The sequence below is a fragment of the Neisseria sp. HMSC078H04 genome, assembly GCF_001838135.1.
Classification (GTDB): domain Bacteria; phylum Pseudomonadota; class Gammaproteobacteria; order Burkholderiales; family Neisseriaceae; genus Neisseria.
In genome coordinates this window covers 141,227-161,924 of record NZ_KV835822.1, presented here as the reverse complement: position 1 = coordinate 161,924, position 20,698 = coordinate 141,227, and the positions used below count along the sequence as shown (strand labels likewise).

Here is a 20,698-nt window from a genome sequence, read left to right as displayed (position 1 = left end):
GTATTTTTCAGACGGCCTGACTAGGTTTATCACTTGAAATTGTTTACAATATCGGATTAATGCTTTTACGGATAAAAAAGACACCATGCAAGTTACCTCAAAATGGATAGACGGAATGTGCTTCGTCGGTACAACGGCAAACGGACACAGCGTTGTGATGGAAGGCGCGGCGGCTGAAGGCGAAGTCAAACGCGGCCCTAGCCCGATGGAAATGCTGTTGTTGGGTGTAGCAGGCTGTTCCAGCATCGATGTAGTGATGATTGCCGAGAAACAACGCCAAAAAATCACCGACTGCCGCGCTGAAGTGACTGCCAAACGCGCCGACACCGTGCCGCGCGTGTTTACCGAAATCCATATCCACTTCAAAGTGTATGGCCGGGGTTTGCAAGAAAGCGCGATTGAGCGCGCCGTACAGATGTCTGCTGAAAAATATTGCTCCGCATCGATTATGCTGGGCAAAGCGGCAAAAATGAGCCACAGCTTCGAGATTGTCGAAACAGAATAAGGCGGTTTTCAAGGAAAAAGCCGGAGCGTGAGACGGCTGCACACAAAAAAGCAGATATATTCACGCATTAACATGAATATATCTGCTTGCTTTTTATTCCTTTTTCTCTCTCTCTATCAGCCTTTATAACTTGGCTTGTTGATCTCATTGTGCAAGTTTCGTTTAACATTGTCAACAATTTTTAATTATATTTTAAACAACCCCGAAAGATGCAGGTTTGTAAACGCTTGCGCCTTAATACGGATACTGGGGAAACATTATGGATTACGAAAATAATACCAACGTTGCGCCTGCAACTTCATCGCTTATTTTGGAAGAGCGTCACGATTCGGAACTCTTCCGCGTGTACGCATTGATTTTGGACGGCATTACCGACCATCTGCTGCTGCCGGGCAAAAAACTGACTGAGTCCGAGCTTTGCCGACAAATGGTTTGCTCGCGCAATACCGTGCGTGGCGCATTATCGCTTTTGGCGCACGATAAAATCGTCGATTTGCAGCCCAATCGCGGCGCATTTGTTCATGTGCCGGACTTGAAAGAAATGAAAGACGTGTTCAACACGCGTATCGAAATGGAAAGCATGATTTTGAGCGTCCTTATCGATATGCCTGATTTGGAAACGCGTCTGCAACCGCTTTACGCCATGATTGAGCAAGAGGGCGCAGCCTCCGAAAGCGGCGACCGCGTGGGCTGGAACCGCCTGTCCAATGCCTTCCATGTCGAATTGGCGCGACTGCTGGACAACGATGTCCTGTTTGAAATCATGAATACCTTATGCGCGCGCTCTTCATTGATTGTGGCCGTTTCCGATCCGCTTCGCAAAGAAAAGCGCAACATCGATTCCAATTCACACCATGAACACCGAGAAATCCTCGATTTGTTGCTGGCAGGCAAGCGCAACCGTGTGACCAAAGTCATGCGCCGTCACTTGGGCGCGTGTATGGAACGCTTGGAACAAAAACTCGAGATGTAATCGGGTTGACAATAACAAGGCCGTCTGAAATATTCAGACGGCCATTGGTTTATCCCTACAAAGCGAAACGCTATGAAACCCAAAATCCAAAGACACGAACATATCCTCACCCTTGTCCGCGAACATAACTTCATGACGGTGGAAGAATTGGCGGCGAATTTGGATGTTACGCCTCAAACCATACGCCGCGATGTGCAGGAGTTGAGCGAAACCGGACAGCTCAAACGCTATCACGGCGGCGCATCTTTGGGCGACGTTTCAGTCGTAACGGCAGGGCAGGAGCGGCGCAACCATCAGCAGCAGGAAAAAAACGCCATTGCCCGATTGATTGCTTCTACCATTCCCGACAATGCCTCGCTGTTTATCAGCATCGGCACCACCATGGAAGCCGTCGCCGCCGAGTTGGTCAGACAGCGTAAAAACCTGCGGATTATCACCAACAATATCTACGCCGCCTCCATCACTGCGGCGCGTACCGATTACACAGTCATCATCGCTTCCGGCGTAGTCCGCCCCTTGGATGGTGGTATTACCGGCGTGGCGACCGTCGATTTCATCAACCAATTCAAAGTCGACTATGCCATCATGAGCACCCACGGCATAGAAAACGACGGCTCGCTTTTGGATGACGATTACAAGGAAGTCAGTGTCATGCAGGCGATGGTAAACAATGCCCGCGTGCGCTATCTCGGCGTCGACCACAGCAAATTCAACAGCAATGCCTTGGTCAGACTGGGCGATATCGGCGCATTCGATAAGCTGTTTACAGACCGCACACCATCCGCCGCCATGCAGAAAACCCTAAACGAGCGCGGCGTAGCGTGGCAGGTTGCCGACCCTGTATCAAAGTAGCCAAGTCGGGTACAATTAAGCCATCATTCCATTCCTTTCAGACGGCCTGATTGAATGCCCAGGCCGTCTGAAAACAGAAAATCATTTTCCTATCAAAGAAATATTATGTTGAATAAAGACCAATTCGCGGACAACCACTTTATCCGCACCATTATCGAAGAAGACCTCAAAAGCGGTAAGCATACAGCCATCCAAACCCGTTTCCCGCCCGAGCCGAACGGCTATTTGCACATCGGCCACGCCAAATCCATCTGCTTGAACTTCGGTTTAGCTTATATTTATGACGGTTTGTGCAACCTGCGTTTTGACGATACCAACCCTGAAAAAGAAAACGACGAATACGTCAACGCCATCAAAGAAGACGTTGAGTGGTTGGGCTTCCATTGGGCGGGCGAGCCGCGTTTTGCCTCCAACTATTTCGACCAGCTTTACGACTACGCCGTAGGTTTAATCAAAGACGGTAAAGCGTATGTCGATGATTTGACGCCAGAAGAAATGCGTGAATATCGCGGTACGCTGACCGAAGCGGGTAAAAACAGCCCTTACCGCGACCGCAGTATCGAAGAAAACCTCGACCTGTTTACGCGCATGAAAAACGGCGAGTTCCCCGACGGCAGCAAAACCCTGCGTCTGAAAATCGACATGGCATCAGGCAACATCAATATGCGTGATCCCGTCATCTACCGTATCCGCCGCGCCCATCACCACAACACCGGCGATAAATGGTGCATCTACCCGATGTACGACTACACGCATTGCATTTCCGATGCCATCGAAGGCATCACGCATTCCTTGTGTACGCTCGAATTTGAAGCTCACCGCCCGCTGTACGACTGGGTGTTGGACAACATCCCCGCGCCGCACGCCACCCGTCCGCGCCAATACGAGTTTTCCCGTTTGGAGCTTCTGTATTCCATCACGTCCAAACGCAAGCTGAACCAACTGGTTTCAGACGGCCACGTTGCCGGCTGGGATGATCCGCGTATGCCGACCATTTCCGGTATGCGCCGCCGCGGCTACACGCCCGAAGGCCTGCGCCTGTTTGCCAAACGCGCCGGTATTTCCAAATCTGAAAACATCGTCGACATGAGCGTGTTGGAAGGCGCGATTCGTGAAGAGCTGGAAAACTCTGCGCCACGCCTGATGGCGGTTTTGAATCCGCTCAAGGTGACCCTGACCAACTTTGAAGCGGGTAAAACCCAAAGCCGCCGTGCCGCGTTCCATCCGAACCACGAAGAAATGGGTGATCGCGAAGTACCTATTTCACAAACCATCTATATTGAAGCCGACGACTTTGCCGAAAATCCGCCTAAAGGCTTCAAACGCCTGATTCCAGGCGGCGAAGTGCGTTTGCGCCACGGCTATGTCATCAAATGCGATGAAGTAGTCAAAGACGAGGCAGGCAATGTGGTTGAACTCAAATGCAGCATCGACCACGATACCTTGGGCAAAAATCCCGAAGGCCGCAAAGTTAAAGGCGTGATTCACTGGGTGTCTGCTGAACACGCCGCCGAAATTAAAGTCCGCCTGTACGACCGCCTCTTTACCGTCGAGCGTCCCGATGCTGTGCGCGGCGAAGACGGCAACTACCTACCGTTTACCGATTTCCTCAATCCTGAATCCATCAAGGAAATCACTGCTTACGCTGAACCTGTCGCAAAAGATCTGCCGGCAGAAAGCCGTTGGCAGTTTGAACGCATCGGCTATTTCGTCACCGACCGCAAAGACCACAGCAAAGATACGCCGGTGTTTAACCGCACGGTGACGTTGAAAGATTCTTGGCAGCCTAAGTAATCTTTTTGCAGTCGTTAAATTGAAGGCCGTCTGAAAACGTGAAATCCGGTTTTCAGACGGCCTTTGTCGATAAAAGGGATGAGATGGAACGTTATTCTGTACATTTGAAACTGCTGGGAATGGCGGTGTTGTGGGGTGCATCTTGGCCGATGGGGCGGATGTTGGGGCAGTCGCTGCCGCCGCTGACGGGCGGGGCGGTTCGGTTTGTCTTGGCTTCGGTTTTGTTGTTGGGCTGGTTGTTTGCGCGCAGCAGGTTCGCGACTTTGGCGGCTTTGTCGGCGCGGCAATGGCTGGGTTTGACGGCAGCCGCTTCTGTTGGCGTGTGCGGCTATGCGGTGTTTTTTATGCTGGGTTTGCAGACTATGCCGGCAGGCAAGGCTGCGGTGGTCGTGGCAGTGAATCCAGTATTGACATTGCTATTGGCAACTTGGTTTTTCGGCGAGCGTTTAAATGCGAAGATTTTGGCGGGTATGCTGCTGGCGGTCGGCGGTGCCATTATGGTGGTAACGCAAGGGCAGCCGTTGACGGTATTGTCGGGCGGCATCAAGGCGGGGGAGTGGCTGATTTTCGGCTGCGTGGTCTGTTGGGCGGCTTATACCTTAATCGGGCGTGCGGTCTTGCGCGGAATAGATGCGCTGACGGTAACGACGGCAACGTCGTTCATTGGTGCGCTGATGTTATCGGTGGTGGCGTTGTGGACGGACGGAATGCCGTTTGAGGCGATAGCGGCAATGGATGGGCGAGGCTGGACAGCCTTAGCGTGGCTGGTCATCGGCGCGACGGTATTGGCCTATGCGTGGTATTTTGAAGGCGTGAAGACTTTGGGTGCAGGCAGCGCGGCGGCGTATATTACGCTCGTGCCGATTTTCGGTGTGCTGTCTTCGGCGTGGTTTTTGGGCGAACCGCTGCATATTTCGCTGGTTGCGGGCTGTGCGACAGCGGTCGGCGGCATGACGCTGATGCGGTACGGGCAAAAGGCCGTCTGAAGTTGGGTAAATACTCGGATTTTTGATGATAAGATTGCGGTTGCCACGTTACTTCCAGCCGTAATCTTATTGCAGGATAAGACCAAGGTCTCGGTCTCAGTGTTCGATTTAAAAATTTGACACCCTGCCTCCAACTGCCTAAAATTCAACTTTCTCAAAAATCTACCGTATCCTGCGGCACGATTTCATGCTTTCAGACGGTCTTTGTGCCATCTCTCTGATACCATTCAAAATATATCAATACTATGCACGTTTCAGAACTCCAAACCCTCCACATTTCCAAACTCTTGGAAATGGCAGAAGAACATGGCATTGAAAATGCCAACCGTTTCCGCAAACAAGACCTCGTTTTTGCCATCGTCCGCCAGATGATGAAGCAGAATGTCAGCTTTACCTGTTCCGGTACGCTCGAAATCCTGCCCGACGGCTTCGGTTTCCTGCGCAGCGCAGATACTTCTTACCTTGCCGGCCCTGACGATATTTATGTTTCACCCACGCAAATCCGCCGCTTCAATCTGCATACCGGCGACACCATCGAAGGCAGCGTGCGCGTACCTAAAGACAACGAGCGTTATTTCGCGCTTGTCCGTCTCGACACCATCAACGGCGATCAACCCGAAGTCTGCAAACACAAAATCCTCTTTGAAAACCTCACGCCTTTATTCCCAACCGAACAATTCAAACTCGAGCGCGACATCAAAGCCGAAGAGAATCTGACCGGCCGCGCCATCGACTTGGTTTCCCCAATCGGTAAAGGCCAACGTGCATTGTTAGTGGCGCCGCCTAAAACCGGTAAAACCGTGATGTTGCAAAACATTGCCCACGCCATTACCGCCAATTATCCCGATGTCGAGCTGATTGTCCTGTTGATTGACGAGCGTCCGGAAGAAGTAACCGAAATGAGCCGTTCTGTACGCGGCGAAGTGGTTTCCTCTACGTTTGACGAACCTGCGCAACGCCATGTACAAGTGGCCGAGATGGTGATTGAAAAAGCCAAACGCATGGTCGAACACAAAAAAGACGTGGTGATTTTGCTGGATTCGATTACCCGTTTGGCGCGCGCCTACAATACCGTCGTGCCGACTTCGGGCAAAATTCTGACCGGCGGTGTCGATGCCAACGCCTTGCACCGTCCGAAACGCTTTTTCGGTGCGGCGCGTAATGTGGAAGAGGGCGGTTCGCTTACCATTATTGCGACGGCACTTGTTGAAACCGGCAGCCGCATGGACGACGTGATTTACGAAGAGTTCAAAGGTACGGGCAATATGGAATTGCACCTTGACCGCCGCATGGCAGAAAAACGCCTGTTCCCGGCCATTAGCATCAATAAATCCGGTACGCGCCGCGAAGAATTGCTGGTGCCGAACGATCAGTTACAACGTATGTGGCTCTTGCGCAAATTCCTGCATCCTATGGACGAAATCGAAGCGACCGAGTTTTTGGTGGGCAAACTCAAAGACTCTAAAAATAACGACGATTTCTTTGAATTGATGCGCGGTAAATAAGCATAAGGCCGTCTGAATATGTTTCAGACGGCCTTTACTTTGCTTGAGGAACCTTTATGACCATCCGAATGAATTGGCAAAACTTATTATCCACCCAACGCTTCCGTACTAAAAACGGCGAAATCGTGCCGACCGTTACCCCTTCGACTCAGGAAGGTGCCGATGCTTTGCGTACGGATTTTCACATCGACTACGACCGGGTCGTTTTTTCTGGATCCTTCCGCCGCCTTGGCCGTAAAACGCAGGTGCATCCGTTGGCGCAACATGACTTGACGCACAACCGCCTGACGCACAGCGTTGAAGTTGCCAGCGTGGGCAGGAGCTTGGGCAACCGCGTGGGCGTGATGTTACACAACGGCGGTTTTCTGCCGCAGGGCAATACGCCTAGCGATATTGGTGCCGTAGTGCAGGTTGCCTGTTTGGCGCATGATTTGGGTAATCCGCCGTTTGGCCATACCGGCGAAGATGCTTTGCGTGATTGGTTCAGACGGCCTGAACATCAAATTTATCTGAACACATTAAACGAAGCGGAGCGCAACGATATTCAAACCTATGAAGGTAATGCGCATAGCCTGCGTATCGTCGCCAGCCTTGAAATGTATCCGGAAGCAGGCGGAATGCGCCTGACTGCGGCAGCCATTGGCGCATTGCTGAAGTATCCGTGGACAACGCAACATCCGAACGGCAGAAAGAAATTCAATATTTATCAAACCGAGTTGCCGTTTATCCGTCAAGTTGCCGACGAATTGGGGCTGGTTTCCGCAGGAGTAGACAGCTGGGCGCGCCATCCTTTGTCTTATTTGATGGAGGCTGCCGACGATATTTGTTACGCCTTGCTGGACTTGGAAGATGCCGTCGAATTGGATTTGCTTACGGATACGGAAGTGGAGAGTATCTTGTCCGAGCTGACCTTTGCCGAAAGCGCATGGCACGCCAGCTCCAGTCGTCAGCGTTGCGCCATGTTGCGCGGCATTGCGATTGGCAAGGCGATTGATGATGTCGCGCAAACCTTTATGCTGCATCAGTCCGACTTGTTGGACGGAACATTCAAAGGCAAAGACTTGCTTGCTCTGTGTAGCCCGCAAGTGCAAAACACTTTGGCAAAAGCGAAAGAATTGGCGCAAACGCGGATTTTCCGCCATCACACCAAACTCTTGACCGAAATCGCCACGTTCCCATGTTTAGGCTCCATCTTGGATTTGCTCGTCCCTGCCGCCTATGCCCTGATTGCTGAAAAACAATTGGCAACGCGTCAGTCTTTGGCATTGGAATTATTGAAAAAGCACAATCCGATTCTTCCTGAAGACAGTCTGTATCAGGCCTATATGAAAATCTTGGATTTTGTCGGCGGTATGACCGATAACTCCGCTGCCAAAATGGCGCAGGATTTGTCAGGAGTAGGGATTTTGCGTTAATTTTATATTTTTTAATTTCAATCAGTTAAATAAAAATATAAGAAATATCCGTGAAAAGAGTAGACAGGTTTTAGTAAAACCTATATTATTCGGTCTTCTTGATTCACAACGCACTAGCGAAGTGATGAGGATGCACCCGTAGCTCAGTTGGATAGAGTATCTGGCTACGAACCAGAGGGTCGGGCGTTCGAATCGCTCCGGGTGCGCCACAAGATTTATCCGCGCCCATCGTCTAGCGGTTAGGACATCGCCCTTTCACGGCGGTAACCGGGGTTCGATTCCCCGTGGGCGTGCCAGTTTTCAAAAAAAACGCAATCTGTTTAGATTGCGTTTTTTTATTGCATTTACTGTTTGTGTTCTAAGGCCGTCTGAAACGCTCAGTAACTCAAGAGACAGAAGTGTGTAAAATAAATTGCTCAGACTTTTGGTCGTCTCTATGCGCTTTTCAACCTCATTTTACCATTGTCAAAACCCAATTTATTGACAACAGTATTCATCTTAAGAGTTCCTAAACCTGAATTTACATGATTTCATATTTATAATTTCTTGATTTTAGAAAATAAAAATATTTATTTGAACTTTTCTTAAAAAATGCCGTCTGAGATAAAGACAAGACGGAATATCTCTGTTAATGTGTAAATGTCAGCCGGCGTTTGCCGGTTTTTTATTGAAACCATTTGGGAGTCAATTATGAATATGAATGTTAAATTAATCGTTCCTGCCATTTTGGCGGCTGTTGCCCTGACTGCATGTAGCAGCGGTTCTAAAGCCAAACCTGAAGCTAAAGCTGCGCCTACTGCGCAACAACAAGCTCAGGCTCAACAAGCTCAAGCTCCAGTACCTAATACTTTGAAAGTAGACTCTATCGACGGTACTAAAGAAGTTCACTACAAATGCGGTAAAGACGGCAAAGAGCCTCTGAGCGTAATGTACGGCTTCAAAGGCAACGAAGTTGTTGCTGCACAAGTAAAATACAAAGGCCAATTAACTGAAAACCTGTTCCGTATCACTGACAGCAGCAAAGACGTAAACGCATTCTGGGGCGGTAATGTCGCTTGGGTTGCTGAAGCAGCCACTGCAGCCAACGTAGACAAAGTTGACGGCAATATGCTGACTATCCGCGGTACTACCGAAGTAAACGGCAAACAAGAAGTGGTTGATCAAATCGTTACCCGCTTCTGCGCATTGGACAAAGGCGCGAAAGCTGCCGCTAAACCAGCCACTAAAAAAGTGAAAAAATAATCTTTTGCCGACAGCTTTAAACGCTGGGTAAAATAAAACAGGCCGTCTGAAAAGTTTTCAGACGGCCTGTTCTTTTGAGCGGTTTAACCCAAGAACCAGAATTTCAGTGCCCACAACACGGCGACAATCCATACCATAGGCGGTACGTCTTGGGTGCGGTTGCACAAGAGTTTGATGAGTGCGTAGCTGATAAAGCCAAACGCAATACCGTCGGCAATCGAGTAGGTAAACGGCATGAAGACGATGGTCAGGAATGCCGGTGCGGCTTCGGTCATGTCATCCCAATCGATTTCACGCGCGCTACGCAACATTTGCGCACCAACATAGAGCAGGGCGGGTGCGGTAGCGAATGCAGGAATGCTTTGAACCAGCGGGGAGAAAATCAGACAGGCCAGCATCAGTACGCCGACGGTAACGGCAGTCAGGCCGGTACGGCCGCCGGCAGAAACGCCTGCCGCGCTTTCAACGTAAGGGGTAGTAGAAGAAGTACCCAGGGTGGCGCCAGCGATAATGGCGGTAGAGTCGGCAAGCAGGGCGCGTTTCAAACGCGGCAGTTTACCGTCTTGCAATAGGCCTGCGCGGTGCGAAACGCCGACCAATGTGCCGGTAGAGTCAAACAGGTCAACCAGGAAGAATACAAAAATCACGCTGACCATGCTGACGGTGAACAAGCCTTTGAAGTCCATCTGCATGAAGGTTGGCGCAATGCTCGGAACTTCGCCGACCACGCCTTTGAACTCGCTCAAGCCCAAGATGGTGGAGACGGCGGTCAGCGTCAGAATGGTAATGATGATAGAGCCTTTAACGCGGAAGTGGCCAAGTGCAACTACCATGACAAAGCCTGCCATCGCCAGCAGCGCGGTAGGCTGGTGGATGTCGCCCAAACCGACCAATGTGGCAGGATTGGCCACAATCACGCCTGCGCCTTTGAGTGCAATCAATGCCAAGAAGAGGCCGATGCCTGCGGCAATCGACATTTTCAAGCCCATAGGCAGGGCGTTGACCAGCATTTCGCGCACTTTAAAGAAGCTGAACAGGATGAAAATAATGCCGGAGATGAAGACGGCACCCAAAGCCACACGCCAATCCACGCCCATGCCTTTGACGACGGCAAAGGTAAAGTAGGCGTTCAAACCCATGCCCGGAGCGAGGGCGATCGGGTAGTTGCCGACAAAACCCATCACGAAACAGCCGATGGCGGAGGCGATACAGGTAGCCACAAATACTGCGCCCATATCCATGCCGGTTTCACCCAAAATCAGGGGGTTGACGATGATGATATAGCACATGGCGAGGAAGGTTGTTACACCGGCCATAATTTCCGTGCGGACATTGGTCTGATTGGCGTTGAGGTTGAATAATCTTTCCAAAACGCTTTGATTTGAAGAACTCATTCGAGATATTCCTTTGGGAAAGCCGTTCAAGGACGGAATCAGCGGGTTTAACTGCCGGAAGCTCGGATTTTTGCCTTAACTTCTCAACAGATAAGGGAATTTTCGGGCGGTATTATACTGAAAAGCCTTTTGTTCGGGTAATAAAAATACATGAATCAGATAATGCCGGGCCGAACCAAGATAAAGGCCGTCTGAACAGTTTCAGACGGCCTTTGTTTGTGTGTGCTTATACCGGTTTGCCTTTCAGGGAGAAGGTGTAGGCTTCGGTGATTTCCAAATCGATCATTTGGTTGATCATGTCGGGTGTGCCGGTAAAGTTGACCACGCGGTTGTTGGCGGTACGGGCTTGCAGTTGGTCAGGGTCTTTTTTGGAGATACCTTCAACCAAGCAGCGTTGAACTGTGCCGACCATGGTTTGGTTGATGCGCGCGGTTTCGGCTTCAATGACTTCGTTCAAAGCTTCGAGGCGGCGCACTTTTTCTTCATGCGGCGTGTCGTCGTGCAGGTTGGCGGCAGGCGTGCCCGGACGCGGACTGTAAATAAAGACGAAGCTTAAGTCGAAGGCGATGTCTTTGACCAGTTTCAAGGTTTGCTCGAACTCACGCTCGGTCTCGCCCGGGAAGCCGACGATAAAGTCGGAGCTGAGGCACAAATCAGGACGGATGGCGCGCAGTTTGCGGATGATGGATTTGTATTCCAAAGCGGTGTAGCCGCGTTTCATCGCGCTCAATACGCGGTCGGAACCGCTTTGAATCGGCAGGTGCAGGTGGGAAACCAGCTTCGGCAGGTCGCGGTAGCACTCGATAATCGCGTCGGTAAATTCGCGCGGATGGCTGGTGGTAAAGCGCAGGCGTTCTATGCCGGGGATTTCGTGGACGATGCGCAACAAGGTGGCAAAGTCGCAGATTTCGCCGTTTTCCATTTCACCGCGATAGGCATTGACGTTTTGGCCTAAGAGGTTGATTTCTTTAACGCCTTGTTGCGCCAAACCGGCAATTTCGGTCAATACGTCGTTAAGCGGGCGGGAGAATTCTTCGCCGCGGGTGTATGGGACGACGCAGTAAGAGCAGTATTTGGAACAGCCTTCCATAATGGAAATGAATGCCGAGCCGCCTTCTACGCGCGCAGGCGGCAGGTGGTCGAATTTTTCGATTTCTGGGAAGGTGATGTCGATTTGAGACAGGCCGGTGGTTTCTTTGTCGACGATGAGTTTGGGCAGGCGGTGCAGCGTTTGTGGGCCGAAAACCACGTCCACATACGGAGCGCGTTTGACGATGTTTTCGCCTTCTTGAGAGGCAACGCAGCCGGCAACGCCGATGATGAGGTCGGGATTTTTTTCTTTGAGCGGGCGTACGCGTCCCAAGTCGGAGAAGACTTTCTCTTGCGCTTTTTCACGCACGGAGCAGGTGTTGAACAAGATGATGTCGGCGTCGTCAGGTTGGGTAACCTGTTCGATGCCGCCGTGTTCTTCGGCGAGGACGGACAGCATTTTTTCGCTGTCGTACTCGTTCATTTGGCACCCGAAGGTGCGGATAAATACTTTTTTCATGGTTTGTTTTGATTGATTTGCTTGTTGTAAAAGGGTTCAGACGGCCTGTGAAATATTCGGGCCGTCTGAAAAATTATTCTTCCGCCTTTTTCTGCTTTTTGGCGTGTTCGATGAACCTGTCGGCTTCGGCGTCGGTCAAAATCCAGATTTCGCGGACGAGGCGGCTTTCTTCGTTGTATTTGAACGCAACGGCTTTGCCGGTTTGGTTCAGCAGGCGGCCCATGGGGATGAAACGGTCGTTTTCATCGTGGATTTTGGTAAAGCGCGTGATTTGCAGTTTGGCCGCATTGCCGTCCACAATGCCCAACGTCAGCAGGCGCGTCCAAGAAAAACCGCCTTTGCTGACTTTCAGATAAGGCAAATCGACCGTCTTTAAAACGGCCACATCCATATCGTCAGGCAGGCTGCGTTGTGCATGGACGAGGGAGGACGCCAAAAGGGCGAGGCTGAGTATGAATCCGCGTAACATGATGCTTTTCTTTTATTGTTTCAATAGGTCGCGGATTATAGCACAAGCAGGAAAAATGTGGATAGAGTGTTTGTTTTTAAAGAATAATTTTGATTTTGCGCCCGATTCTTATTTTGAAGCTTGGGACGTCTGAAAAGGATTTGGTGTTAAAATGGCACCGATTTGATTTTCAGACGACCTCTTACGAAAGAATTGACCATGAACCGTAATGAAAGCTTGTTCAACCGCGCCAAAGCCATTATTCCCGGCGGCGTGAACTCTCCTGTGCGCGCATTCGGCAGCGTCGGCGGCGTACCGCGCTTTATTAAAAAGGCGGAAGGCGCGTATGTTTGGGATGAAAACGGCACGCGTTATACCGACTATGTCGGCTCTTGGGGCCCTGCGATTGTCGGCCACGCCCATCCTGAAGTCATTGAAGCCGTGCGCGAAGCAGCATTGGGCGGTTTGTCGTTTGGTGCGCCGACTGAAGGCGAAATTGTCATTGCCGAAGAAATCGCCAAAATCATGCCGTCCGTCGAGCAGCTGCGCCTTGTCAGCTCCGGCACGGAAGCAACGATGACTGCCATCCGTCTGGCACGCGGTTTTACCGGTCGCGACAAAATCATCAAGTTTGAAGGCTGCTACCACGGCCATTCCGACAGCCTGTTGGTTAAAGCAGGTAGCGGTCTGCTGACGTTTGGCAATCCTTCTTCTGCCGGTGTGCCTGCCGACTTTACCAAACATACTTTGGTACTCGAATACAACAATATTGCCCAACTGGAAGAAGCCTTTGCCCAAAGCGGCAATGACATTGCCTGTGTGATTTTGGAGCCTTTTGTCGGCAATATGAATCTGGTTAGGCCGTCTGAAGCCTTTGTCAAAGCCTTGCGCGAATTGACTGAAAAACACGGTGTCGTATTGATTTACGACGAAGTGATGACCGGTTTCCGCGTGGCGTTGGGCGGCGCGCAATCTTTGCACGGCATCAAGCCTGATTTGACCACCATGGGCAAAGTGATCGGCGGCGGTATGCCTTTGGCGGTGTTCGGCGGCCGTAAAGACATTATGGGATGTATTTCCCCGTTGGGCGGCGTGTATCAGGCAGGTACATTGTCCGGCAATCCGATTGCGGTTGCAGCCGGTTTGAAAACGCTGGAAATCATTCAGCGCGAAGGCTTCTATGAAAACCTGACTGCCTTGACCCAACGCCTCGCCAACGGTATTGCCGACGCGGCTAAAGCGCATGGCGTTGAATTTACGGCGGACAGCGTGGGCGGTATGTTTGGTTTGTATTTTGCCAGCCATACGCCGCAAAACTACGCCGACATGGCGCGTTCCAATATCGACGGTTTCAAACATTTTTTCCACGGTATGCTCGACCGCAATGTCGCATTCGGCCCGTCAGCTTACGAAGCCGGTTTTGTTTCCGCCGCGCATACGCCTGAGCTGATTGACGAAACCATTGCTGTGGCACACGAAGTGTTCAAAGAAATGGCAAAATAAAAGCTTAAGCTGTCATGTGAAAAAAGGCCGTCTGAAAAATATTCAGACGGCCTTTCGCTATTTTAAATAAATGTTTGATTATGCTTCTTCAGCTTTGCTGCGGATAATCAGCAGAGGCAGGTGGCTTTGACGCATTACGGTCTCGGCGAAGCTGCCCATCAGCAGGTGCATCAGGCCGGTGCGGCCGTGTGTGCCGAGTACCAGCAGGTCTGCGCCGTTGTTGTCGGCGTAGTCAACCAAGTCTTGCGCCATTTCGCGCGCGCCTTTGTTGGCAACCAACAGGTGTTTCACGATGTTTTCAACGCCGCTTTCACGCGCTGTTTTTTCTGCGAAATCCAAAACTTCGTTACCTTGAGCCACTGCGGCGGCTTCGTAGCTTTCGTGTTGCAGGAATTCAGGAGCCAAAGCCATGTATTCGGCAGGGTTGGCAACGTGAACCAAAGTCAGTTGGGCTTTGTTGAGGCTTGCCAGTTCGGCAGCGTGTTTCAATGCATTGAGGGAAGTCTCGCTACCGTCAACGGCTACAACCAGATGTTTGTACATATTTATTCTCCTTTTGCGCCGAGTAGCGGCACTTTCGTTTAATATGAAATCAGAACTTGTCTGAATGTGAAACGATTATAAACTCTTTCGGGCAGGTACAACAGCCCATCTGCTTTCAAGTATAATGTCTGTCCGAATCGCCTGTCGCGTTTTTCATTAATTTATTGATATATCACAAGGTTACTTATGCAGGACGCCGCTTTTCTTTCTTCGCGCCGCTTTGGCGGCATTGCCAGACTTTACGGAGACGAAGCACTGGCGCGCTTTTCGCGTGCGCATGTGTGCGTGGTCGGTGTCGGCGGCGTCGGCTCGTGGGCGGTGGAGGCTTTGGCGAGGAGCGGTATCGGTCGTTTAACGCTGATTGATTTGGACAACGTCGCCGAGTCCAATGTCAACCGCCAGTTGCACGCTTTGACCGATGATTTCGGTAAGGCAAAAGTTACTGCTTTGCGCGAACGCATTGTCCAAATCAATCCGCAATGCGAAGTGACGGAAATCGAAGATTTTGTTACCGAAGACAATCTGGACGAGCTTTTCAGACGGCCTTTTGACTTCGTTATCGACGCCATTGACCAAATCCGTGTCAAAGCGGCGATGGCAGCGTATTTCGTGCAACATAAACAACCGTTTATTATCAGCGGCGGCGCGGGCGGACAGAAAAATCCAGCTTTAATCCAAACCGCCGATTTGAGCCGCGTTACCCACGACCCGCTGCTTTCCAATTTGCGCTATACCTTGCGCAAGCGCTACGGTTTCAGCCGCGATACCAAAGAAAAAATGCGCGTGCCTTGCGTTTATTCAACTGAGAATATCACGCCGCCGCAATCCGGCGAAGCGTGTTCGACCGATGCAGCGCCGCAAGGTTTGTCCTGCGCGGGCTATGGCGCGAGTATGCTGGTGACGGCTTCGTTTGGGCTGTATTGTGCGCAGGCGGCGGTGGAGCATATCGCAGGGCGGAAGTGAGGGGTAGGAAATGGGTAAGAGCCGATTTTTTAAAGCCTACTTTATTGCCAGTCTGATTTATGCGATGTGGTTCGGCGTATTGATGTATGCCGTCGATCCGATGTTTCTCGATGTGATGGAATGTAATACGTTGCCCGGCGATTATTTGTGTGTGCAAAGCGGTTATACCCGCCCGTTCACCACTTTTCTTTATCCGTGTCTGTCCGTCGTGATATTCAGCCTTTTGCACGCCGGTATCATGAAATGGCGCAAACGCCGTTCGGTTAAAATGATTTGGCTTTTGGTCGGCTGCGAAAGTTTGCTGTTGTTGGCTTTGATGGTGGCGATGCTTGCGAGGGATGGTTTTGTATTGTCCCGAGATATCGGTTCGGTACTGACGGGTTCAGTTTTTGCCAGCCTGCCGCTGTGGGGTATGGCCTTGGCCCAGACCTTTGCCGTCGCTATTGTTTCTTTGCAAATCAATCGTAAAAAACGTTGATTTTTATATTAAAAATGGGTTGTCCTCGTTTCAGACGGCCTTTTGTTGATGAAACTTCTTACTAAACTTAAAAAGAAAAAGACCCTTTAACCATGCCTTCAGAACACCTTATTTCTTCCACTGCCGCAACGCCGTCTGAACATACCGTTGCGTGGGTGTTCGGTCAGCCTGTCACCGATGTGCCGCAGGATTTGTTTATTCCGCCTGATGCGCTGAAGGTGGTATTGAGCAGCTTCCAAGGGCCGTTGGATTTGTTGCTGTACCTTATCCGCAAGCAAAATATCGATGTCCTCGATATTCCGATGGTGAAGATTACCGAGCAGTATCTGCACTATATCGCCCAAATGGAAGCGTATCAGTTTGATTTGGCGGCAGAATACCTGCTGATGGCGGCGATGCTGATTGAAATTAAATCGCGCCTGCTGTTGCCGCGTCCTGAAGAAGTTGAGGATGAAGAGGCGGATCCGCGTGCCGAGTTGGTGCGCCGTCTGTTGGCTTACGAGCAGATGAAACTGGCGGCTCAGGGCTTGGATGCGTTGCCACGTGCCGGACGTGATTTTGCTTGGGCGTATTTGCCGTTGGAAATTGCGGTCGAAGCGAAGTTGCCGGAAGTGTACGTTGCCGATTTGACGCAGGCTTGGTTGGGTATTTTGTCGCGAGCCAAGCATACGCGCAGTCATGAAGTGGTGCGGGAAACCATTTCCGTGCGCGCGCAGATGACGGCGATTTTGCGCCGTTTGAACGAAAGCGGCATCAGCAAGTTCAGCGATTTGTTTAAGCCGGAGCAGGGCGCGACATATGTGGTGGTCAATTTTATTGCATTGCTGGAATTGGCTAAAGAAGGCTTGGTGCGTATCGTACAGCCTGAAAATTATGGCGAAATCGAAATCAGCCTGAAAGACGGTTTGGAAACAAACGAAGCCGAAATGCTTTCAGACGGCCTTGAAGCCGATGAAACCGATAACGAAAATTTGAAAAAAGAGAACTAAAATGAATTCGACGACGAGTCATACCAAAGCTTCTTTATGGGCGGTGGGCTTAATGCTGTTTGCGCTGTTTTTTGGGGCGGGGAACCTGATTTTTCCTGCTTTTTTGGGACAGCAGGCCGGTGATAACTGGCTTTTGGCCATGTTTGGCTTTTTGCTGACGGGCGCAGGTTTGCCATTGTTGGGCGTGATTGCCGTTGGCTATTCCGGCTCGCGTGATGTGGAGGCACTGGCTTCCCGTGTTGCGCCTTGGTACGGCGTGACTTTTGCCACTGCGCTTTATTTGGCAATCGGCCCTCTGTTTGCCATGCCGCGTACGGCGACAGTGTCTTTTGAAACTGCAATTTCTCCTTTCATTGATGAATCTTGGAAAAATATCGCATTGGCCGTATTCAGCCTGGTGTTTTTCGGCATGACTTATTGGCTGTCGATTTCTCCGGGTAAGCTGGTTGACCGTATCGGTAAAATCCTTACGCCCGTTTTGTTGTTGTCAATTGCGATATTGGTCGGCTATGCCGCCATTAATCCGATGGGCGTGCCGCAGGCGGCGCAAGGCGATTTTGCTACTCATCCGTTGGTTAAAGGCATTTTGGAAGGCTACGGCACCATGGACGCGCTGGCTTCGCTGGTGTTTGCCATTATCGTCATCGATGCCGTTCGCGCCATGGGCGTGGACAACCGCGCAGACTTGCTGAAGACCACGACGATTTCCGGTGTGTTGGCGGCTTCTTGTTTGGCAGTGGTTTACCTGTTTATCGGCTATATGGGCGCGACAGGTGTGGCCGGTATCGGCTTGCAGGAAAACGGCGCGTCGGTTTTGTCTAAAACCGCACAGCACTATTTCGGTACGGCCGGTATTGTGTTGCTTGGCGTCATGGTGCTGCTGGCTTGTCTGAGTACGGCGGTGGGTTTGATTACTTCATGCGCCGAATATTTCAACCGTCTTTGCCCGGGCATTTCTTATAAAGCCTTTGTGATACTGAATACAGTGGTGTCTATCCTGTTGGCCAACAAAGGCCTGTCAGCGATTTTGCAGTTTTCCATCCCTATGTTGATGCTGTTGTATCCGCTGACCATTGTCATCATTTTGCTGGCCTTGACAGATAAACTGTTTGGCGGTGGCCGTATTGTCTATTTCTGCACCATGATGGCGGCTCTTATGGTCGGCTTGCTCGATGCCTATAAGGCCGCGTTTGGATTTGATACCGAAACCGCGGCTGCTATCGAGCGTGCATTGCCGTTTTACAATATCGGTTTAGGGTGGGTTGTTCCCTCTTTAGCCTGCTTTATACTCGGCTGCATTTTGAATGCGGCGTTGAAGAAAAAAGCATGACGATAAACAGGCCGTCTGAAATGTTCAGATGGCCTGTTTATTTCGCCGACCACGCAAACGACAGATGATTTTTTTGAAGAAATCCGTTATAATTGAAAAGTTAAGGCTTTGCGAGATACCGTTTCGCAGATGCAACATATTGAGAAGATTTATTTCCACAAATCCCGTTTTTTCAGTAAACGACTTGAACTGAGGGCGGATTTCGTGGTATAAATTGCGTTTTACTATTTTAGAAGTTTGGAGACTAACCATGGCACGAGTTTGCAAAGTGACCGGTAAGCGCCCGATGTCTGGCAATAACGTATCACACGCCAACAACAAAACCAAACGTCGTTTTTTGCCTAACTTGCAATCACGTCGTTTCTGGGTAGAAAGTGAAAACCGCTGGGTTCGCCTGCGCGTTTCTAACGCTGCATTGCGCACCATCGATAAAGTAGGCATTGATGTCGTATTGGCTGATTTGCGTGCTCGCGGCGAAGCTTAATTTAAACACCATTAATTAAGGATTACTGCAATGCGCGATAAAATCAAACTGGAGTCCAGTGCTGGTACTGGTCACTTCTACACAACTACTAAAAACAAACGTACTATGCCTGGCAAACTGGAAATCAAAAAATTTGACCCAGTAGCCCGTAAACACGTTATTTACAAAGAAACTAAATTGAAATAATCTAGTTTCTTCCAAGAAAAAGCTCCTGTTTTGCAGGAGCTTTTCTTTTTATTTTCTGATTGGTTTTTGGGGGCTTGTTTTAAATGTGTATGTAAGATATTTTTGGATTGCTTTGGAAGAGACAAAATAAAAGAGTGTGTATCAATTGGGATTACGCTCTTTTATTTTTCAGACGGCCTGATAGGGGATAAGCAGCCTTAAATCATGAATAAACATTCAACAACGACTTAATGATCAACCTTGATGCCTTGGTTGTCGGAATGTTGTTTTTTATCCAGCTCTTTTTGCAAGGTATCGCATGGCGTGTCGCAATCGCACATTTTTTTCATGCCGAGAGAGGAAATGCCGCCGCAGCTACCTTTGATGGTGCGTTTAGAGAAAATATAGCCGACTGCCATGCCGAGGATGACAATGATAAAAATGCCGAAAGTAAGGAGGAGGGTTTTCATGTGTGTATTCCTGAAGGTTAGTTTAATAATTTCTTGAATGCGCTGGACATTTCAGTATGGTAACCGCCTTGCGGAGTTCGGATGATAAGGAAAACGGCGAGATTTTCTTGCTCGGCAAGTTTAAGTGCTTCGGTTTCTCCGAGGACGAACAATCCGGTTGAAAGGCCGTCTGCAAGTGTGGCGTTTTCAGCTACTACGCTGATAGAAGCAAGGTTGTGGCTGATGGGTTGTTTGGTTTTAGGGTTGATGATATGGGAAAGGCGGCGGCCTGACTTATCGACATGGAAAATACGGTAGTCGCCGGACGTGGCCAGTGATTTATTGTCCAATGGAATGGTGATTTGGGTGGCGCCGCCTTGAACGATATTGGGCTGCTCGATGCCGATACGCCAAGGATTACCTTGCGCATTGTGGCCTTTGCCATGCAACTCGCCTCCGATTTCTACCAAATAATTGCCGATATTGAGTTTTTCAAGTTCGGCTGCGGTTTTATCCACGCCAAAGCCTTTGGCGATGGAGGATAGGTCTAAATAGACTTCGGGATAGGTTTTGGCGAGTGTAGGCTGCTGTCCGTCTTGGGAAAGTTTGAGTTTGTCCGTACCGACCATTTCTGAAGCATGTTGGATTTCTTGTGCAGTCGGTTCGTGTGTGATTTCTTTTTGCGGGCCGAATCCCCAAAGATTAACCAAAGGACCGACGGTTACGTCCAGTGCGCCGTGCGTCAGTTTGTTTAAACGCAAGGCTTCGCCGGTTACATAGGCAAAGTCTTGGGAAATAGGCATGGCCTGATTGACGGTGCGCAGCTGGTTGAATTGGCTGATTTCGGAATCGGTCTGGTAGGTAGACATTTGCCGATTGACTTCTTTAAGCGCATCATCAATGCGTTTTTGTATTTCGGCAGGGGAGGGGAGTTTGTCTTGGTCGTCTGAAAGATATTTGACGGTATAGGTTGTGCCCATGGTCTCGCCTTGCAGGGTAATGGTTTGTTGTTTTTCAGGTTGGCAGGCAGAGAGTGTGAGTGCGGAAACGATGGCAACGGTGCAACCGATTATCGGACGGTAAAACGAATTGGAAAGAAACGGCATAGGGGATTTGCGGATTATTTTTTGA

General features: G+C 50.2%; 21 protein-coding genes and 2 tRNA genes. 17 read left to right on the top strand and 6 right to left on the bottom strand.

Translation table 11 applies throughout. The annotated features are described in order from the left end of the window. Positions 1-85 precede the first annotated feature (85 nt). From HMPREF2560_RS00980 to HMPREF2560_RS00935, 10 genes are all read left to right on the top strand, one after another. Positions 86-505, top strand: a complete 420-nt coding sequence (locus tag HMPREF2560_RS00980; protein ID WP_070873648.1) for an OsmC family protein — start codon at positions 86-88, stop codon at positions 503-505. Positions 506-764: 259 nt separating this feature from the next. Then, on the top strand, positions 765-1,478 hold the full coding sequence (locus HMPREF2560_RS00975) for a GntR family transcriptional regulator (RefSeq protein ID WP_004519550.1): 714 nt from the start codon (positions 765-767) through the stop codon (positions 1,476-1,478). A gap of 72 nt (positions 1,479-1,550) precedes the next feature. Next, positions 1,551-2,330 (top strand): DeoR/GlpR family DNA-binding transcription regulator, encoded by a 780-nt coding sequence (locus HMPREF2560_RS00970; protein ID WP_004519551.1) that lies wholly within the window; start codon positions 1,551-1,553, stop codon positions 2,328-2,330. Between the two features lie 105 nt (positions 2,331-2,435). Next, entirely contained in the window at positions 2,436-4,124 is a 1,689-nt protein-coding gene (locus tag HMPREF2560_RS00965; protein WP_063076678.1) for a glutamine--tRNA ligase/YqeY domain fusion protein, read from the top strand. An 83-nt stretch (positions 4,125-4,207) separates the two neighbouring features. Beyond that, positions 4,208-5,110, top strand: a complete 903-nt coding sequence (locus HMPREF2560_RS00960) for a DMT family transporter (protein ID WP_070873647.1) — start codon at positions 4,208-4,210, stop codon at positions 5,108-5,110. A gap of 245 nt (positions 5,111-5,355) precedes the next feature. Then, positions 5,356-6,615, top strand: coding sequence for a transcription termination factor Rho (rho, locus tag HMPREF2560_RS00955; RefSeq protein ID WP_003680905.1), 1,260 nt, complete (start codon positions 5,356-5,358; stop codon positions 6,613-6,615). 56 nt (positions 6,616-6,671) lie between these two features. Next, positions 6,672-8,030, top strand: a complete 1,359-nt coding sequence (locus HMPREF2560_RS00950; RefSeq protein ID WP_070734747.1) for a deoxyguanosinetriphosphate triphosphohydrolase — start codon at positions 6,672-6,674, stop codon at positions 8,028-8,030. Between the two features lie 132 nt (positions 8,031-8,162). Further along, positions 8,163-8,239, top strand: a tRNA-Arg gene (locus HMPREF2560_RS00945). A gap of 12 nt (positions 8,240-8,251) precedes the next feature. Continuing rightward, positions 8,252-8,326, top strand: a tRNA-Glu gene (locus HMPREF2560_RS00940). 394 nt (positions 8,327-8,720) lie between these two features. Next, positions 8,721-9,272 (top strand): hypothetical protein, encoded by a 552-nt coding sequence (locus HMPREF2560_RS00935; protein WP_070873664.1) that lies wholly within the window; start codon positions 8,721-8,723, stop codon positions 9,270-9,272. Between the two features lie 83 nt (positions 9,273-9,355). Here the strand turns inward: HMPREF2560_RS00935 and HMPREF2560_RS00930 are convergent, their stop codons facing one another. From HMPREF2560_RS00930 to HMPREF2560_RS00920, 3 genes are all read right to left on the bottom strand, one after another. Continuing rightward, positions 9,356-10,666: an NCS2 family permease gene (locus HMPREF2560_RS00930; protein ID WP_070873646.1), complete on the bottom strand. Its 1,311-nt coding sequence runs from the start codon at positions 10,664-10,666 to the stop codon at positions 9,356-9,358. A gap of 226 nt (positions 10,667-10,892) precedes the next feature. After that, positions 10,893-12,215 (bottom strand): tRNA (N6-isopentenyl adenosine(37)-C2)-methylthiotransferase MiaB, encoded by a 1,323-nt coding sequence (miaB, locus tag HMPREF2560_RS00925; protein ID WP_070873645.1) that lies wholly within the window; start codon positions 12,213-12,215, stop codon positions 10,893-10,895. A gap of 73 nt (positions 12,216-12,288) precedes the next feature. Beyond that, entirely contained in the window at positions 12,289-12,684 is a 396-nt protein-coding gene (locus HMPREF2560_RS00920; protein ID WP_049333912.1) for a hypothetical protein, read from the bottom strand. A 198-nt stretch (positions 12,685-12,882) separates the two neighbouring features. On the opposite strand from HMPREF2560_RS00920, the gene hemL reads away from it, so the two are divergent. After that, positions 12,883-14,166: a glutamate-1-semialdehyde 2,1-aminomutase gene (gene hemL, locus HMPREF2560_RS00915; RefSeq protein ID WP_070607010.1), complete on the top strand. Its 1,284-nt coding sequence runs from the start codon at positions 12,883-12,885 to the stop codon at positions 14,164-14,166. A 78-nt stretch (positions 14,167-14,244) separates the two neighbouring features. On the opposite strand, the gene HMPREF2560_RS00910 is transcribed toward hemL, so the two are convergent. Next, a complete protein-coding gene (locus HMPREF2560_RS00910) occupies positions 14,245-14,709 on the bottom strand; it encodes a universal stress protein (protein ID WP_003680896.1) in 465 nt (154 codons plus the stop codon). A 186-nt stretch (positions 14,710-14,895) separates the two neighbouring features. Between HMPREF2560_RS00910 and HMPREF2560_RS00905 the strand changes: the two genes are divergently transcribed. The 6 genes from HMPREF2560_RS00905 (at position 14,896) to rpmG (ending at position 19,139) form a co-directional block, all read left to right on the top strand. Then, entirely contained in the window at positions 14,896-15,672 is a 777-nt protein-coding gene (locus tag HMPREF2560_RS00905) for a tRNA threonylcarbamoyladenosine dehydratase (protein WP_070607007.1), read from the top strand. Positions 15,673-15,682: 10 nt separating this feature from the next. Further along, positions 15,683-16,150: a hypothetical protein gene (locus HMPREF2560_RS00900; RefSeq protein WP_070607004.1), complete on the top strand. Its 468-nt coding sequence runs from the start codon at positions 15,683-15,685 to the stop codon at positions 16,148-16,150. A gap of 92 nt (positions 16,151-16,242) precedes the next feature. Further along, positions 16,243-17,139 carry a segregation and condensation protein A gene (locus tag HMPREF2560_RS00895; RefSeq protein ID WP_070607002.1) on the top strand — a complete coding sequence of 299 codons (897 nt, stop codon included), beginning with the start codon at positions 16,243-16,245 and terminating at the stop codon, positions 17,137-17,139. Position 17,140: 1 nt separating this feature from the next. Next, positions 17,141-18,469, top strand: a complete 1,329-nt coding sequence (brnQ, locus tag HMPREF2560_RS00890) for a branched-chain amino acid transport system II carrier protein (protein ID WP_070607000.1) — start codon at positions 17,141-17,143, stop codon at positions 18,467-18,469. 250 nt (positions 18,470-18,719) lie between these two features. After that, complete coding sequence (gene rpmB, locus HMPREF2560_RS00885; RefSeq protein ID WP_002216391.1) at positions 18,720-18,953, top strand: 50S ribosomal protein L28; 234 nt, start codon at positions 18,720-18,722, stop codon at positions 18,951-18,953. 30 nt (positions 18,954-18,983) lie between these two features. Continuing rightward, complete coding sequence (rpmG, locus tag HMPREF2560_RS00880; RefSeq protein ID WP_003684373.1) at positions 18,984-19,139, top strand: 50S ribosomal protein L33; 156 nt, start codon at positions 18,984-18,986, stop codon at positions 19,137-19,139. Between the two features lie 227 nt (positions 19,140-19,366). On the opposite strand, the gene nqrM is transcribed toward rpmG, so the two are convergent. Next, positions 19,367-19,588 (bottom strand): (Na+)-NQR maturation NqrM, encoded by a 222-nt coding sequence (gene nqrM / locus HMPREF2560_RS00875; RefSeq protein WP_003680888.1) that lies wholly within the window; start codon positions 19,586-19,588, stop codon positions 19,367-19,369. Positions 19,589-19,605: 17 nt separating this feature from the next. Next, positions 19,606-20,673: an FAD:protein FMN transferase gene (locus HMPREF2560_RS00870; protein ID WP_083306162.1), complete on the bottom strand. Its 1,068-nt coding sequence runs from the start codon at positions 20,671-20,673 to the stop codon at positions 19,606-19,608. Positions 20,674-20,698 lie beyond the last annotated feature (25 nt).

Coding starts and splice junctions, on each gene's coding strand:
- miaB (WP_070873645.1), bottom strand. CDS start 12,215: ATGAAAAAAGTATTTATCCGCACCTTCGGGTGCCAAATGAACGAGTAC.
- HMPREF2560_RS00895 (WP_070607002.1), top strand. CDS start 16,243: ATGCCTTCAGAACACCTTATTTCTTCCACTGCCGCAACGCCGTCTGAA.
- nqrM (WP_003680888.1), bottom strand. CDS start 19,588: ATGAAAACCCTCCTCCTTACTTTCGGCATTTTTATCATTGTCATCCTC.
- rpmG (WP_003684373.1), top strand. CDS start 18,984: ATGCGCGATAAAATCAAACTGGAGTCCAGTGCTGGTACTGGTCACTTC.
- HMPREF2560_RS00980 (WP_070873648.1), top strand. CDS start 86: ATGCAAGTTACCTCAAAATGGATAGACGGAATGTGCTTCGTCGGTACA.
- brnQ (WP_070607000.1), top strand. CDS start 17,141: ATGAATTCGACGACGAGTCATACCAAAGCTTCTTTATGGGCGGTGGGC.
- HMPREF2560_RS00930 (WP_070873646.1), bottom strand. CDS start 10,666: ATGAGTTCTTCAAATCAAAGCGTTTTGGAAAGATTATTCAACCTCAAC.
- hemL (WP_070607010.1), top strand. CDS start 12,883: ATGAACCGTAATGAAAGCTTGTTCAACCGCGCCAAAGCCATTATTCCC.
- HMPREF2560_RS00920 (WP_049333912.1), bottom strand. CDS start 12,684: ATGTTACGCGGATTCATACTCAGCCTCGCCCTTTTGGCGTCCTCCCTC.
- HMPREF2560_RS00965 (WP_063076678.1), top strand. CDS start 2,436: ATGTTGAATAAAGACCAATTCGCGGACAACCACTTTATCCGCACCATT.
- HMPREF2560_RS00970 (WP_004519551.1), top strand. CDS start 1,551: ATGAAACCCAAAATCCAAAGACACGAACATATCCTCACCCTTGTCCGC.
- HMPREF2560_RS00900 (WP_070607004.1), top strand. CDS start 15,683: ATGGGTAAGAGCCGATTTTTTAAAGCCTACTTTATTGCCAGTCTGATT.
- HMPREF2560_RS00910 (WP_003680896.1), bottom strand. CDS start 14,709: ATGTACAAACATCTGGTTGTAGCCGTTGACGGTAGCGAGACTTCCCTC.
- HMPREF2560_RS00960 (WP_070873647.1), top strand. CDS start 4,208: ATGGAACGTTATTCTGTACATTTGAAACTGCTGGGAATGGCGGTGTTG.
- HMPREF2560_RS00950 (WP_070734747.1), top strand. CDS start 6,672: ATGACCATCCGAATGAATTGGCAAAACTTATTATCCACCCAACGCTTC.
- HMPREF2560_RS00935 (WP_070873664.1), top strand. CDS start 8,721: ATGAATATGAATGTTAAATTAATCGTTCCTGCCATTTTGGCGGCTGTT.
- HMPREF2560_RS00905 (WP_070607007.1), top strand. CDS start 14,896: ATGCAGGACGCCGCTTTTCTTTCTTCGCGCCGCTTTGGCGGCATTGCC.
- rho (WP_003680905.1), top strand. CDS start 5,356: ATGCACGTTTCAGAACTCCAAACCCTCCACATTTCCAAACTCTTGGAA.
- rpmB (WP_002216391.1), top strand. CDS start 18,720: ATGGCACGAGTTTGCAAAGTGACCGGTAAGCGCCCGATGTCTGGCAAT.
- HMPREF2560_RS00870 (WP_083306162.1), bottom strand. CDS start 20,673: ATGCCGTTTCTTTCCAATTCGTTTTACCGTCCGATAATCGGTTGCACC.
- HMPREF2560_RS00975 (WP_004519550.1), top strand. CDS start 765: ATGGATTACGAAAATAATACCAACGTTGCGCCTGCAACTTCATCGCTT.